Source organism: uncultured Oscillibacter sp. (genome assembly GCF_900546705.1).
Lineage (GTDB): Bacteria > Bacillota > Clostridia > Oscillospirales > Oscillospiraceae > Oscillibacter.
This window is the reverse complement of sequence record NZ_URDP01000047.1, coordinates 1-14,226: the sequence shown is the minus strand read 5'-3', so window position 1 is coordinate 14,226 and position 14,226 is coordinate 1. Positions and strand designations below refer to the sequence as shown.

Sequence of the window (14,226 nt, the reverse complement as noted above, 5' to 3'; positions counted from 1 at the left end):
AACAACCCCTTCGGTGCCTGCCCCACCTGCACGGGCCTGGGCAGCCAGCTGAAGGTGGACCCCGCCCTGGTGGTGCCGGACGGGAAGCTGAGCATTCTGGACGGGGCCATCCAGGCCTCCGGCTGGGGCAACATCCGCTCTGACGGTATTGCGCGCATGTACTTTGAGGCATTGTCCAAGAAGTACCATTTCGCCCTGACCACCCCCTGGCAGGAGCTGCCCGCAGAGGTGCGGCAGGTGATCCTGTACGGCACCGGCGGGGAGAAACTGGAGCTGCACTACGATCAGCCCCGGGGCAAAGGCGTTTTGTACCAAGCTTTTGAGGGCATCTGCAATAACATTGAGCGGCGCTACCGGGAGACCCAGAGCGACGCCAGCAAGCGGGAGCTGGAGGAGCTGATGGCCCAGAGTCCCTGCCCGGACTGCCGGGGCCGCCGTTTGAAAAAGGAATCCCTGGCGGTTACCGTGGGCGATCTGGATATTTACCAGTTCACCACCATGTCGGTCACCGATGAGCTCCACTGGGTAGACAAGCTGGAACTGACGGAACAGCAGCTGCGTATTGCCAGTCGGATTCTCAAGGAGATCCGCTCCCGGCTGGGCTTTTTGCAGTCTGTGGGCCTGGGGTATCTGACCCTCAGCCGCAGCGCGGCCACCCTTTCCGGCGGCGAGAGCCAGCGCATCCGTCTGGCCACACAGATCGGCTCCAGTCTCATGGGCGTGCTGTATATTCTGGACGAGCCCTCCATCGGGCTGCACCAGCGGGACAACGACAAGCTGCTTGCCACGCTGCAAAGCCTCCGGGACCTGGGCAACACCCTTTTGGTGGTGGAGCACGACGAGGACACCATGCGCGCGGCGGATTACCTCATCGACATCGGCCCCGGCGCCGGCATCCACGGCGGCGAGGTGGTAGCCGCCGGCACGCCGGAGGAGGTCATGGCCAATCCCAAGAGTCTGACGGGCCAGTACCTCTCCGGTAAGAAAAAAATCCCTGTACCGGCCCAGCGGCGCAGTGGCAACGGAAAAATACTCAAGGTCATCGGCGCGGCGGAGAACAACCTGCGGGGCATTGATGTGGAGTTTCCTCTGGGAACGCTGACGGTGGTCACCGGCGTCTCCGGCAGCGGCAAGTCGTCTCTTGTCAACGAGGTGCTCTTCAAGCGCCTTGGTGCGGAGCTCATGCGCATGAAGGTGCATCCGGGCAAGTGCGAGCGCATCGAGGGCATCGACCAGCTGGACAAGGTGGTGGACATCGACCAGAGCCCCATCGGCCGCACGCCCCGCTCCAACCCCGCAACCTACACAGGGCTGTTCAACGATATCCGGGATCTGTTCGCCTCCACCCAGGAGGCCAAGAGCCGGGGCTACGGGCCGGGCCGCTTCAGCTTCAATGTTCGGGGCGGCCGGTGCGAGGCCTGCTCCGGCGACGGCGTACTGAAGATTGAGATGCACTTCCTGCCGGATATCTTCGTACCCTGCGAGGTGTGCAAGGGCCGCCGGTACAACCGGGAGACGCTGGAGGTGCGCTACAAAGGCAAGAACATCGCCGAGGTGCTGGACATGACCGTGGACGAGGCGGTGGACTTCTTTGCCGCCCTGCCCAAGCTCAGCAAGAAACTGCAGACGCTCCAGGATGTGGGCCTTGGATACGTGAAGCTGGGCCAGCCCTCCACGGAGCTCTCCGGCGGCGAGGCCCAGCGGGTGAAGCTGGCCACGGAGCTGAGTAAGCAGGCCACCGGCAAGACCATCTATATCCTGGATGAGCCCACCACCGGCCTCCATACCGACGATGTGCGAAAGCTCCTGGAGGTCTTGCAGCGGCTGGTGGACGCGGGAAACACGGTGGTGGTCATCGAGCACAATCTGGACGTCATCAAGTGTGCCGACCACCTGATTGATCTGGGTCCTGAGGGCGGCGACGGCGGCGGCACCATCGTCTGCACCGGGACGCCGGAAGAGGTTGCCGCGTGCGAGAAGAGCTTTACAGGGCAGTACCTGAAGAAGGTGCTGGCGCGGTAAGGGACAATAAAAGCGAGGGAGCGTCTGCTTCAGGCAGATGCTCCCTCGCTTTGTCCCCGGGCAGTTGTAATTTTCACGATTTTGTGGTAAAGTAAACGGGAAACCGGCGGCAGAATCGGTTCTGTCGTCCCCAAAAATTGCTTAACGGAAAGAAAGTTGAGGATCACCTATGTCTAACATCAAACAAGTTGCTATGATCACCGTATGCGGACGGCCCAACGTGGGCAAGTCCAGTCTGACCAACGCCCTGGTGGGAGAGAAGATTGCCATCGTCTCCAACAAGGCCCAGACCACCCGCAACCGGATTTACGGCGTGGTGAACCGGGAGGACACCCAATATATCCTGCTGGATACGCCGGGCCTCCACAAGCCCCGCTCCGCGCTGGGAGAGTACATGGTCAAGGTGGTGACGTCCAGCCTCTCCGATGTGGACTGCGCGCTGCTGCTGGTGGAACCCATCCCCCATGTGGGCGGGCCGGAGCAGGCGCTGATCGACCGGATTCGGGAGGAGAAGATTCCCTGCGTGCTGTGCATCAACAAGATCGACACAGTGGAGCCGGCGGAACTGCTGCCGGTTATTGCTGCATACAACCAGGTGTGGGACGGCTTTGACGCCATTATCCCCATTTCCGCCCATACGGGCAGTGGTCTGGATGATCTGATGCATCAGCTCCATGGGTATGCCCAGGAGGGCCCCCAGCTGTTTCCGGACGATGTGACCTCCGACCAGCCGGAGCGGCAGGTCATGGGCGAGCTGCTGCGGGAAAAGCTGCTTCTCTGCCTGGATAAGGAGATCCCCCACGGTACCGCGGTGGAGATCACCAAGTTCTCCGAGCGGGATTCCGGCGTCATCGACGTGGACGCCACCATCTACTGCGAAAAGGCCAGCCATAAGGGCATCATCATCGGCAAGCAGGGTGCCATGCTGAAAAAAATCAGCTCCCTGGCCCGGCAGGATATGGAGAAATTCATGGGAACCAAGGTGTACCTGGAAACCTGGGTGAAAGTCAAGGAAAACTGGCGGGATAATATGAATTACGTGCGCAGCTTCGGCTACCGGGATGAATAAGGTGGAATAGAAGCAAAAGCGATATCCCGCCGGTTTTCCGGAGCAAACCCTTGGAGCGGGCGGGCTTTGCCTGACCGCTCAGAGTAAGACCGGGCACCCATGAAATGGAATTTCATGGGGTAAACTGGCGGGATAATAGGAATTACGTGCGCAGCTTCGGCTACCGGGATGAATCAGGTGGAATAGAAGCAAAAGCGATATCCTGCCGGTTTTCCGGAGCGGGGCAGGGCCCCGCCGCCGCGGGCGCGGCGTGCAAGCGGTTTGGCTGCAATGGCCGATTTGCGCAGATGTTTCCAGCTATATTGTTCGACAAAATCCGCAGACTAACGAAAAGGAGGTCTGCGGATGAAAAACGACGCCTATTGGGACTGGTTCTGCATGACAGGAGAGCCGCTGGCCTACGTGCTCTACTGCCAGTCGGAGCATTCAGACCAGGGAATCGAGGGCTGAGAGGGAGGAGAGATCCTCCCTCCTACATAGGAGGGAGCGCTGTGGCGGCAACGCCGTACATTGTCACAAACGGAATTGTTCTGCGGGAGACAGTGACCAAGGAGTCGGATAAAATCCTGACGCTGCTGACCCGGGATCTGGGGCGGATTTCCGTGATTGCCCGGGGTGCCCGACGGAAGAACAGCAAATTTGCCGCCTGCGCCCAGTCCCTGGCGTACGGGGAGTGGACGCTTTACCACCGGGGCGAGTGGTACTATGCCAATGACGGAGAGACGCTGGAGCTGTTTGCCGGGCTGCGGCAGGATTTGGAGGCCATGGCTTTGGGGTTCTATCTGGCGGAACTGACGGAGTCGGTCACTACGGAGGACACTGCCTCCGATGACATCCTGCGGCATCTGCTCAACGGACTGTATGCCCTTTCCACTTTACACAAGCCACCGCAGTTGGTGAAGGCGGCGTTTGAGTTCAAGTTGTTGTCCCTGGCGGGCTATGAGCCCCTGGCGGACAGCTGTGCCTACTGCGGACTGCCGGAGCCGGAGGAGCCCATGCTGGATGTGGTACAGGGCGTGCTGCACTGCCGCCGGTGCGGCAGGGGAGAGCGCGCCCTCTCCATGCCCCTTTGCCGGGATTCCCTGGCGGCTCTGCGTCATATCGTGTACGGCGATCCCCGTCGGCTGTATGCATTTTCTCTGGGAGAGGGACCCATGAAGCGCCTCTCCGACGCAGCGGAGGCGTTTGCGGCAGCCCAGTTGGAGCGGGGATTTCGGACGCTGGATTTCTACAAAAGCGTGCAGACACCGACAAAATAAGATACAAATTGTATTATTTATAAAATGATATACAAAATGGATAGGAATATGACAGAATTTGTCTTTGGTGGCTACCGTCTGGCAGTGGATGTGGAGGCCACCCGGGCCTACTATGCGTCCCATGACGAGAACTGGATCACCTGTACCTGTGACGGATGCCGCAACTTTGTCCGGGCGGTGGAAACGCTGCCCCAGGCGGTGCGGGACTTTTTTGCAGCTCTGGGGCTGGATGTGGAAAAGCCGGGGGAGCTGATGTACTACGAGGGTACCCCTGCCACTCTCTCCGGCGGTGGATGGTACCATCTGGTGGGGCGTATTCTGGCAGGGGATACGCCGTTGGGGGCCTCGGAGATCTTTCCGGCAGGCTGGTATGATCTGGCCGAGGGGTTCTCCGTGGGATTCAAGTCTCAGTGCGACCTGCTGCCGGACGATTTCCCTGACCCCGCCATCCAGATGGAGTTCAACCACTGCCTGCCCTGGCTGCTGGAAACGCCAAATCCCTATATCTATGAATGACCATCAAGTGAAACCACTTGACAGGAGAGACTGAATATGAGCGAACTGTTTGAAAAATCTCTGCGCACACTGGAGCTGCCCCGGGTACTGCAGATGCTTGCCGATCAGGCTGTCAGCGCCGAAGCCAAGCAGCGGGCTCTGGCCATCCGGCCGGAGACCGAGGCGGAGGAGGTTCTGCGTCTGCTGGACCAGACGGATGCGGCCCGGACCATGATCGGCCTCAGGGGCAGCCCGTCCTTTTCCGGTGTCAAGCCGGTGGCGGAGGCCCTGGACCGGGCGGACCGGGGCGGCAGCCTGAACACCCGGGAGCTTTTGACCATCGCGGATCTGTTGACCGCCGCCCGCCGGGCCAAGGAGTACTTCAACGCTGACGCGGCGGAAAAGACCGCCATCGACCACCTGTTTTTGTCCCTCCACGGCAATCGCTTCCTGGAGGAGAAGATCAAGCGATGCATTGTGGATGAGGACACCATCGCCGACGCGGCCTCTCCCGAGCTGGCGGATATCCGCCGGCATATGCGGGCGGCCCAGACCAAAAGCCGCCAGATCCTCCAGAAGATCATCTCCTCTCCCAGCTACGCCAAGGTGCTCCAGGAGACCATCATCACCCAGCGGGACGGCCGCTTTGTGGTGCCGGTCAAGGCCGAGCACAAGGGGGACCTGCCGGGCCTGGTCCACGACATCTCTTCCTCCGGCGCCACGGTGTTTGTAGAACCCATGGGCGTGGTGCAGGCCAACAACGAGTTCATTGAGCTTCAGGCCAAGGAGGAAAAGGAGATCCAGCGGATTCTGGCGGAGCTCTCCGCTGAGGCAGCGGCCCACCGGGAGGACATCCAGTGGGACTACGACACCATGGTGCATTTGGATCTCATCTTCGCCCGGGGGCAGCTGAGCTACAAGATGAACGCTGCCCGTCCGGCTTTGCGCCGGGACGGCGGCATCCACCTGCGGCGTGCCCGGCACCCGCTGCTGGATCAGAAGAAGGCGGTGCCCATCGACATCCAGCTGGGGGATAGCTTCGATACCCTGGTCATCACCGGCCCCAACACCGGCGGCAAAACTGTGAGCCTCAAGACGCTGGGACTTCTGACGGTGATGACCCAGTGCGGCCTGCACATTCCAGTGGCGGACCAGAGCGAGATCTCCGTCTATGAAAAGGTGCTGGCTGATATCGGTGACGAGCAGAGCATTGAGCAGAATCTGTCCACTTTTTCGGCACATATGGTCAATATTGTGAGCATTTTGCAGGAGGCCGACCGGCACAGCCTGATTTTGTTTGATGAGCTGGGGGCGGGCACCGACCCGGTGGAGGGCGCGGCGCTGGCCATCGCCGTCATTCAGGAGGCCCGCAGCGCCGGAGCGAAGATCGCTGCCACCACCCACTATGCCGAGCTCAAGACCTTTGCTATGACCACGGCGGGCGTGGAAAATGCCTCCTGCGAATTTGATGTGGAAACCCTCAGCCCCACCTACCGTCTCCTGATCGGCATCCCCGGCAAGTCCAACGCCTTTGCCATCTCCCGGCGGCTGGGTCTGCCGGAGAAGGTGATTCAGGCGGCTCAGGTGCAGATGAGCGGCGAGAGTGTCCGGTTCGAGGATGTGCTGACTCAGCTGGAGGCCAAGCGCCAGGCTCTGGAAAAGCGGGAGCAGGAGGTGGGTCGGCTCTATGCCCAGCGGGAGGAGGATGCCCGAAAGGCCCGGGAGTTCCGCACGCAGATGGAGCGGGCCAAGGAGAACGCCCGCAGCCGGGGCGAGGCAGAGGCCAAACGGATCGTGCGGGACGCCCGGTCCGCCGCCGACCAGGTGTTTGCGGAGCTGAGCGCCATGCGCAAGGCCCAGGCCAAAGGAGAGCGGGCGGAAAATGAAAACGAGGCCCGGGCAGCCCTGCGCCGGACCCTCAACGAGGCGGAGGAGGCTATCTCCAAGCACGACGCCCGCCAGGAGCCCATCCCCAAGCCCAGTCGGCCCATTGCCGTGGGCGATCTGGTGGAGATCCCCGGTGTGCGGACGCCGGCGGAGGTGGTGTCCGTTGGAAAGGACGGCACGCTGCAGCTGAAGTCCGGCGTGCTGAAGATGAAGGCCAAGGCTGCCGAGGTGCGGCTCATCGAGGACGACGAGCGGGCGGCGCGAAAGCCCAAGAGCACTGTGACCATCCGCCAGAATGCCGACCGGGCCCTGCGGACCTCCGCATCCCGGGAACTGGATATCCGGGGCCTGGAGACGCTGGAGGCGGAGGGGGTCGTGGAAAACTTCCTCTCTGCCGCCGTCATGGGTCACCTGGACACCGTCACCATCATCCACGGCAAGGGTACCGGCGCGCTGCGCAAGGCCGTCCACGATGTGCTGCGGCGCAGCAAGGCGGTCAAGTCCTACCGGCTGGGTGTCTACGGCGAGGGCGAGTCCGGCGTGACGGTAGTGACGCTCAAATGAGGCGGCACGGTGGAGTTTGACAGGAGGAAGCAATGAAGCTGACGATTGGGTTTGCCGACCCGTCCGACACGGCGCTGATTTTGCAGCTGATCCGGGAGCTGGCGGACTATGAGCATCTGCTGGACCAGGTGGTGGCGGACGAGGCCACCCTCCGGGAGCAGCTGTTTGACCGACGGGGGGCGGAGGTGCTGCTGGCCCGGGAGGAGGAGACGGTGGTGGGCTTTGCCTTGTTTTTCCACAACTTCTCCACCTTCCTGGGACGCTCCGGACTGTACCTGGAGGACCTGTATGTCCGTCCGGCGTACCGGGGAAGGGGATACGGAAAGGCACTTCTGGCACGCCTGGCCGCTCTGGCGGTGGAGCGGGGCTGCGGCCGGATGGAGTGGTGGTGTCTGGACTGGAACCGGCCCAGCATCGACTTTTACCGGTCCCTGGGGGCCCAGCCCATGGACGAGTGGACAGTCTACCGCCTGACGGGAGAGACTCTCCGCCGTCTGGCTGACGCGGATCAATAAAAAACAGACCGGAGCCACGGCTCCGGTCTGTTTTTTTATTGAGAGGTCTCTACCCACTGCCCGTCCACCAGCTCCCGGACGGTGGTTTTCGGCGTTCCGCTGCCGTCCTCAGCCGGCGCTTCGTGGATGTTCTTCACATGGACCAGGGCACCCTGCTCATCGGGCGCGTAAATGTCCGTGTCGTAAGTGCCCCAGCCGCCGCGGCTGCTGACGGAAACCTGCCGGGTCTCGGGGTCAGGCTCCACGGCGTAGCCGCACAGCCCGGGGCCGGCGATGAACTGCCTTTGGGCCGGGTCCCACAGCCAGCTCAGGTACGATCCGTTCACCGTGCCCATGTCGCACATGCACAGGATGTCCTGGGCGCCGTCAAAGTTGAGATCTTCCGGAGTGGGAAGGTAAAAGGAGTCGAAAAGCATGGGATAGACTTCCTTTGAGGAAGCTGCCGCATCTTCCTCCAGCGTGAGGACGCCCGCACCCACGTCCAGGGTCTGGAGCAGTGTTTCACCGTCCAGCACGTCGATGGAGCCCGTGCCGTAGGTGGAAAAGCCCTCCATAGCCGTCTCCTTGCAGTGGGCCACCAGGGTCAGTGTCCGCCCACCGTCCACGGTGACGGACAATTCCCGGGTGAAGGTCTGGTCTGCGTCTGCATCGTCTCCGGCGTCGGAGGGTGTGCCGTCCGGCTGGCCGCTTTGGGCGGTGTTCCCAGCACCCGTCTGGGCGTCCTGAATGGAACCGGCGTCCTCCGCCTGCCCGTCGTCCGGCTGGGCCGGACTGTCGGGACCCTGGATGCCGCAGCCGGAGAGCAGCAGGGCCAGGAGCAATGCAGCGATGCGTTTCATAAGCACCTCCTTGATGAGTTTGCCTCAGAATATCACGTTTTTCCAGGTAATATGTTACAAAAGAATGACAGATGCAAGCCGTCTGCCCGGCGGGCCGTTCTTTACAAAGAAGGACGCGGTCTGCTATACTGAAGAAAAAACTGAGAGGTGATCCGTATGCACGAACTGGAACGCCAGTATCACATTGCCTGCACCAGCGAGGACGTAGGCCGCTACTGTATTCTGCCCGGTGACCCGGGCCGGGTGCCGGCCATTGCAGCCTTGTTTGATGACGCCCGCCAGGTGGCCTGCAACCGGGAGTTCAATGTCTGGACGGGGACGCTGTTGGGGGAGAAGGTCACTGCCTGCTCCACCGGGATCGGCGGGCCCTCCGCCGCCATCGCCATGGAGGAGCTGCACAAGTGCGGCGCGGACACGTTTATCCGTACGGGCACCTGCGGCGGCATCGACCTTGCCGTCCAGTCCGGGGATATTGTGGTGGCCACCGGCGCCGTCCGGTTTGAGCATACCAGCCTGGAGTATGCGCCGCTGGAGTTCCCGGCCGTGGCGGACTATACCGTCACCGGCTGCCTGGTCCGGGCCACAGAGGCGCTGGGACTGCCCCTGCACACGGGCATCGTCCAGTGCAAGGACAGCTTTTACGGCCAGCACAGCCCTGAGGCCTCTCCGGTCTATTACGAGCTCAAGCAGAAGTGGGAGAGCTGGAAGCGGCTGGGGGTCAAAGCCAGCGAGATGGAGTCTGCCGCGCTGTTTGTGGTGGCGGCGGCCCTTGGGTGCCGGTGCGGTTCCTGCTTCCATGTGGTCTGGAACCAGGAGCGGGAGGCCGCCGGTCTGGACCAGCGTATGAGCGAGGACACCACTGCATCCGTCCGGGTGGCAGTGGAGGCGCTGAAACTGCTCATTGCGGAGGACCGGAAGGCAGGCCGCTGAATAATTATGAAAAGCGCCGCGGCATATGCCGCGGCGCCTTTTTCGTTCAGGTCCGGTTTTCCACAATGTGCACGTTCAAATGATTGTAGGTCATCTCCACGTTCTTGTCGGCAAAAGCCGTCCGCAGATGCTCTCCCAGGGCAAAGTACACGTCCCAGTAGTCCTGCGGTGTGGCCCAGCAGTACACGGTGTATTCGATGGCGCTGTCACCGTAGCCCGTCAGCCGTACGCTGGGAGCGGGATCTTCCAGAATGTGGTCTGTCATGGACAGGGCCTGAGAACAGGCCGCCTTGACGGTCTCCGTGGGGGCGTCATAGGAGGCGGAGACCTTCCAGGCCACGCGCCTGCGTCCGCTGACGGTGTAGTTGGTCATCTTGGAGCTGGCCAGTTCCTTGTTGGGCAGCAGCACCATCAAGCCCTCCGGCGTGATGAGCTTGGTGTGGTTGAGGCTGATCTCCTCCACTGTACCGGAGGTACCGCCCACCTCCAGAAAATCGCCCAGGGCAAAGGGGTGGGACGAGAGGATTACCAGGCCCCCCGCCACATTGCCCAGAATATCCTCCGCGGCCAGGGTGATGCCCAGGGACCCTACAGACAGCAGCGCCACCAAAGAGGTGACAGGAATGCCCAGACTGTCCACCACAATGAGGGCCGTAATCACATACAGAATCAGCCGCACGCCGTTGGAGAGGTATTTCTGCACCCGGGCGTCCAGCTTGGAGCGGCTCAGCAGCCGCCGCAGAAGCTTCATCAGAATCCGGATGACCACCAGGCAGATCAAAAGGGTGACCACCGTAGAGACGACCTTTCCCAGCGTCAGGGTTCCCAGAGAGACTTTCGCCAGACCGGACAGGTCCAGAGAGGGCATTGAGCATCCCGCCTTTCTTTGCTGTGTTGAGAACTTTACAATACCGGAAACCGGGGGAAAAGTCAATCGGACGGTGCCCGTGCTAAGATTATGACAAAAAGAACTAGGCGATATCGAAAAAAGTAATAGCCCATTATATAAGATCGGTATTAACAGTTGCGGGCAAAAAATGATATACTTTTACACAGAGATACAGAGATGTGGAGAGCATATTCTGTGCAATAAGACGAAGAGAGAGGCGTATCAGCAAAGCGGACAAGAAAAGAGGAGGAAAATTTATGGCTCAATCCCTGAACAAGAAAGGCAATGGCCTGGCACTGGTTCCGTTCCTGATCTTCGTGATTATCTATCTGGGCGCCGGACTGATTCTGCAGTCTCAGGGCGTCGAAATGGCGTTTTACCAGTTCCCCTCCGTAACGGCAATGTTCATTGCCCTGCTGGTGGCGTTTGCCATGACCAAGGGCACCATGAATGAGAGGTTCAAGATCTTCGCTAAGGGCGCGGCCAATGAGGACGTGCTGACCATGCTGATGATCTACCTGCTGGCGGGCGCGTTCTCCGGTGTGGCTGCGGCCATGGGCGGCCGGGATGCCACCGTCAACATGGGCCTGAGCCTGATTCCTGTACATTTCCTGACGGCTGGTGTGTTCATCATCTCCGCGTTCATGGGCACTGCCACCGGCACCTCCATGGGCACCATCGGCGCCATCGTCCCCATCGCCGTGGGCGTTGCGGACAAGGCGGGGCTGAGCATCCCTTTGATGCTGGGTGCCTGCGTGGGCGGCGCCATGTTCGGCGACAACCTGTCCATGATCTCCGATACCACCATCGCCGCTACCCGCAGCCAGGGCTGCGAGATGCGGGATAAGTTCCGCGTCAACTTCTTCATCGCCCTGCCTGCCGCCATCATCACCATCATCGTGCTGCTGATCGTGGGCCGTCCCGACGTGATGCCTGAGATGGGCGTGCTGGAGTACAGCATTATCAAGGTTGTGCCCTACCTGCTGGTCCTGATTCTGGCTCTGGTGGGCATGAATGTGTTCTTGGTTTTGACCATCGGCATCTTCGCCGCCGGCATTGTGGGCCTTGCCACCGGCTCTCTGGACGTGTTCGGCTTTGCCCAGAACGTCTGGACCGGCTTCACCGGCATGAACGAAGTGTTCTTCCTGACGCTGTTCTGCGGCGGTATGTCTGAGATGGTTACCCACAACGGCGGCATCACCTGGCTCATTGAGAAGCTGCGCGGCATGATGAAGGGCAACAAGTCCGCTCAGGTGGGCATCTCCGTTCTGGTGTCCCTGGCCGACTGCGCCACCGCCAACAACACCGTGGCCATCGTCCTCAGCGGCAGCATGGCCAAGGATATCAGCCATGAGTACAAGGTGGACCCCCGCCGTACGGCCTCCTTGCTGGACGTGTTCTCCTGCGTGCTGCAGGGCATGATCCCCTACGGCGCACAGCTGCTGACGGCGGCATCCCTGACTTCTGCATACGGAATCGCCATGAGCCCCACGGATATTATCCCCAACCTGTGGTACTGCTGGATTCTGGCGGTTGTGGGCATCCTGTCCATCTTCATCCCCTTCGCCGACGGTATCTGCCGCAAGGATCCCTGGAACTGGGAGTACGATGTGGCCGAATCCGGCGTGGAGGCCAAGAAGGCGTTGCTGGCTTCCGAGGCTGCCCGCGAGGCCAATCAGGCTTGATACATAAAAAGAGAGCGTCCATTGGACGCTCTCTTTTTTCCGTGTTTACGTTTGCGCGTCGGAGCAGCTCTTGCTCAGCGACTGGTGGAGACTTTCCGTAAAGCGGATGGACTCCGCTACAGACTGCTGCAAGTAGGAGACAAACTGTTCCACCAGAGGAGAGAGCTTGCTGTTTTTGGGGACGATCCAGCCCAGACGAATACAGGTTTTGCCGGACAGGGGGATGGTCACCACAGATTGGCTGGTGATGTTTTCCACCAACAGGCCGCTTCCGGTGGTAAAGGCGTCGGTACGGGCAAGGACGTTCATCATGGTGGAGCGGTTGTTGACGCTGATGCACCTGGCGGGCTTTTTCAAAGAGACCATCTGGTACTCCTCGGAAAAATCCGCCGCCACACCCTGGTCGTGTTCAAAGGAAACATAGGGATAACCCGCCAGGTCCGATTCGCTGACAGTGCTCAGACCCGCCAGCGGGTGATCCTTGCGCACGTAAACACATGGGGCCACCGAGGCCACCTCATGGAATTCCAGTTCCCGCGCATCCAGAAGCCGGCGGATAATCCGCTCGGTCAACTCAGTCAGGAAAATCACGCCGATGTCCGCCCGGTGGTCGTACACATCGTCGATGACGGCGTCCATGCCGGCCTCCTTGGCGGAAAAGCAGTAGCGGTTTTCCTCCGTATTCTGGAGCATCCGCAAAAAGGCGTCCTCAGAAAAGGGGTAGCGCTGGGTGGAGACGGAGAAACGGACGGGAGCGGCGGTGTTGCGGGCCTCGCCGTAGAGACTTTCGATTCGCTGCTTTTGCTCCAGAAGCGAGACCGCGTAACTGAGAAATTCCTTCCCCTCCGGCGTGAATTCCACGCCCCGGTTGCTGCGGACGAAAAACTGAATGCCCAACTCCTCCTCCAACTCCCGTACAGCGGTGGAAATTCCCGATTGAGAGAGAAAGAGCTTATGTGCGGCTTTGTTGATGGAGCCGCACTTGGAAATTTCAACGACATATGTAAGCTGCTGAAAGGTCATTCTACACCTCCTGCCATAATTGTCCATGATTGCATATTATAGGACGTGCGCGAGGGAAAGTCAAACCGTTATTGAAAAAAGTGAGAACAGATTGAGGAAAACGGATACTAACACCGACTCCCGTAAATGTGTTATTTTATGGTTAGAAGTTGATAAAGAAACCGGGAGTAATCCAGGAGGTTTCTGGTCAACATTACAACAAAACTGCTGAATACTGAAAACACTCTCTCAACCATCTCTCCTGAAGTGAAGCGGCTTGCACCGCTGACCAGCATCTGGAAAAAATGAACGCAGAAACAATTGCTCCACCGGTGAAAGACACTGGACGGGCCGAATCAGAAAGGAAGGATTTATTATGAATACCGAAAAGAAGCTTGGCTTTGCCACTCGCCAGATCCATGCCGGCAAGGCGAAGAACGCCGCCGGTTCTCTGTGCGATCCCATCTACCAAACCTCCACCTTTGAGTTCGAGACCGTGGAGCAGGGCGGCGCCCGCTTCGCCGGCCAGGAGGGCGGCTACATCTATTCCCGTCTGGGCAACCCCACCGTTGCCACCGTCGAGGCGAAGGTTGCTGAGCTGGAGAACGGCGAGGCTGCTCTGGCCACCGCTTCCGGCATGGGTGCCATCTCCACCGCCATCTGGTCCAGCGTGGAGGCCGGTGACGAGATCGTCGCCAGCGACACCCTGTACGGCTGCACGTTCGCTCTGCTCAACCACGGCATCAGCAAGTTCGGCGTCAAGGTTCATTTCATTGACATGACCGACATGGCCGCCCTGAAGGCCGCCCTGACGGAGAAGACCAAGGTCGTGTATCTGGAGACTCCCTGCAACCCCACGCTGAAGATCGTGGACATTGCCGAGGTTGCCAAGATCGCCCACGCCTATAACGCCGGCATCAAGGTCATCGTGGATAACACCTTCTGCACGCCTTACCTGCAGCGTCCTCTGGATCTGGGGGCCGATGTGGTGGTCCACAGCGCCACCAAGTACCTCAACGGCCACGGCGACGTCATCGCGGGTGTGGTCGTCGGCAAGACGGACTTCATCA

Annotated in this window: 12 protein-coding genes; 9 read left to right on the top strand and 3 right to left on the bottom strand. The window is 60.4% G+C overall.

What is annotated here, in order from left to right:
• The 6 genes from uvrA to QZS13_RS08930 form a co-directional block, all read left to right on the top strand.
• The coding region (gene uvrA / locus QZS13_RS08955; protein WP_295588088.1) for an excinuclease ABC subunit UvrA at nt 1–2,022 on the top strand (2,022 nt) is incomplete at its 5' end.
• 169 nt (nt 2,023–2,191) lie between these two features.
• On the top strand, nt 2,192–3,091 hold the full coding sequence (era, locus tag QZS13_RS08950) for a GTPase Era (protein ID WP_295588086.1): 900 nt from the start codon (nt 2,192–2,194) through the stop codon (nt 3,089–3,091).
• A 491-nt stretch (nt 3,092–3,582) separates the two neighbouring features.
• Nucleotides 3,583–4,350: a DNA repair protein RecO gene (gene recO / locus QZS13_RS08945; RefSeq protein WP_295588083.1), complete on the top strand. Its 768-nt coding sequence runs from the start codon at nt 3,583–3,585 to the stop codon at nt 4,348–4,350.
• Between the two features lie 48 nt (nt 4,351–4,398).
• Nucleotides 4,399–4,866: a hypothetical protein gene (locus QZS13_RS08940; protein ID WP_295588081.1), complete on the top strand. Its 468-nt coding sequence runs from the start codon at nt 4,399–4,401 to the stop codon at nt 4,864–4,866.
• 36 nt (nt 4,867–4,902) lie between these two features.
• Entirely contained in the window at nt 4,903–7,296 is a 2,394-nt protein-coding gene (locus tag QZS13_RS08935; protein ID WP_295588079.1) for an endonuclease MutS2, read from the top strand.
• Nucleotides 7,297–7,328: 32 nt separating this feature from the next.
• Nucleotides 7,329–7,811 carry a GNAT family N-acetyltransferase gene (locus tag QZS13_RS08930; RefSeq protein ID WP_295588077.1) on the top strand — a complete coding sequence of 161 codons (483 nt, stop codon included), beginning with the start codon at nt 7,329–7,331 and terminating at the stop codon, nt 7,809–7,811.
• Between the two features lie 35 nt (nt 7,812–7,846).
• Here QZS13_RS08930 and QZS13_RS08925 read toward each other — a convergent pair whose 3' ends face one another.
• Nucleotides 7,847–8,650, bottom strand: coding sequence for an XAC2610-related protein (locus tag QZS13_RS08925; RefSeq protein ID WP_295588075.1), 804 nt, complete (start codon nt 8,648–8,650; stop codon nt 7,847–7,849).
• 156 nt (nt 8,651–8,806) lie between these two features.
• Between QZS13_RS08925 and udp the strand changes: the two genes are divergently transcribed.
• Entirely contained in the window at nt 8,807–9,580 is a 774-nt protein-coding gene (gene udp / locus QZS13_RS08920) for a uridine phosphorylase (protein ID WP_295588073.1), read from the top strand.
• A 46-nt stretch (nt 9,581–9,626) separates the two neighbouring features.
• Here the strand turns inward: udp and QZS13_RS08915 are convergent, their stop codons facing one another.
• Nucleotides 9,627–10,448, bottom strand: coding sequence for a mechanosensitive ion channel family protein (locus tag QZS13_RS08915; RefSeq protein WP_295588071.1), 822 nt, complete (start codon nt 10,446–10,448; stop codon nt 9,627–9,629).
• 278 nt (nt 10,449–10,726) lie between these two features.
• On the opposite strand from QZS13_RS08915, the gene QZS13_RS08910 reads away from it, so the two are divergent.
• Nucleotides 10,727–12,154 carry a Na+/H+ antiporter NhaC family protein gene (locus QZS13_RS08910; protein ID WP_295588069.1) on the top strand — a complete coding sequence of 476 codons (1,428 nt, stop codon included), beginning with the start codon at nt 10,727–10,729 and terminating at the stop codon, nt 12,152–12,154.
• Between the two features lie 45 nt (nt 12,155–12,199).
• On the opposite strand, the gene QZS13_RS08905 is transcribed toward QZS13_RS08910, so the two are convergent.
• A complete protein-coding gene (locus QZS13_RS08905) occupies nt 12,200–13,177 on the bottom strand; it encodes a LysR family transcriptional regulator (RefSeq protein WP_295588067.1) in 978 nt (325 codons plus the stop codon).
• A gap of 355 nt (nt 13,178–13,532) precedes the next feature.
• Between QZS13_RS08905 and QZS13_RS08900 the strand changes: the two genes are divergently transcribed.
• The coding region (locus QZS13_RS08900) for an aminotransferase class I/II-fold pyridoxal phosphate-dependent enzyme (protein ID WP_295588065.1) at nt 13,533–14,226 on the top strand (694 nt) is incomplete at its 3' end.

What these genes read in the sequence shown, in the direction of transcription:
- era (WP_295588086.1), top strand. Translation starts at nt 2,192, where the DNA reads ATGTCTAACATCAAACAAGTTGCTATGATCACCGTATGCGGACGGCCC.
- QZS13_RS08940 (WP_295588081.1), top strand. Translation starts at nt 4,399, where the DNA reads ATGACAGAATTTGTCTTTGGTGGCTACCGTCTGGCAGTGGATGTGGAG.
- QZS13_RS08935 (WP_295588079.1), top strand. Translation starts at nt 4,903, where the DNA reads ATGAGCGAACTGTTTGAAAAATCTCTGCGCACACTGGAGCTGCCCCGG.
- QZS13_RS08930 (WP_295588077.1), top strand. Translation starts at nt 7,329, where the DNA reads ATGAAGCTGACGATTGGGTTTGCCGACCCGTCCGACACGGCGCTGATT.
- QZS13_RS08925 (WP_295588075.1), bottom strand. Translation starts at nt 8,650, where the DNA reads ATGAAACGCATCGCTGCATTGCTCCTGGCCCTGCTGCTCTCCGGCTGC.
- udp (WP_295588073.1), top strand. Translation starts at nt 8,807, where the DNA reads ATGCACGAACTGGAACGCCAGTATCACATTGCCTGCACCAGCGAGGAC.
- QZS13_RS08915 (WP_295588071.1), bottom strand. Translation starts at nt 10,448, where the DNA reads ATGCCCTCTCTGGACCTGTCCGGTCTGGCGAAAGTCTCTCTGGGAACC.
- QZS13_RS08910 (WP_295588069.1), top strand. Translation starts at nt 10,727, where the DNA reads ATGGCTCAATCCCTGAACAAGAAAGGCAATGGCCTGGCACTGGTTCCG.
- QZS13_RS08905 (WP_295588067.1), bottom strand. Translation starts at nt 13,177, where the DNA reads ATGACCTTTCAGCAGCTTACATATGTCGTTGAAATTTCCAAGTGCGGC.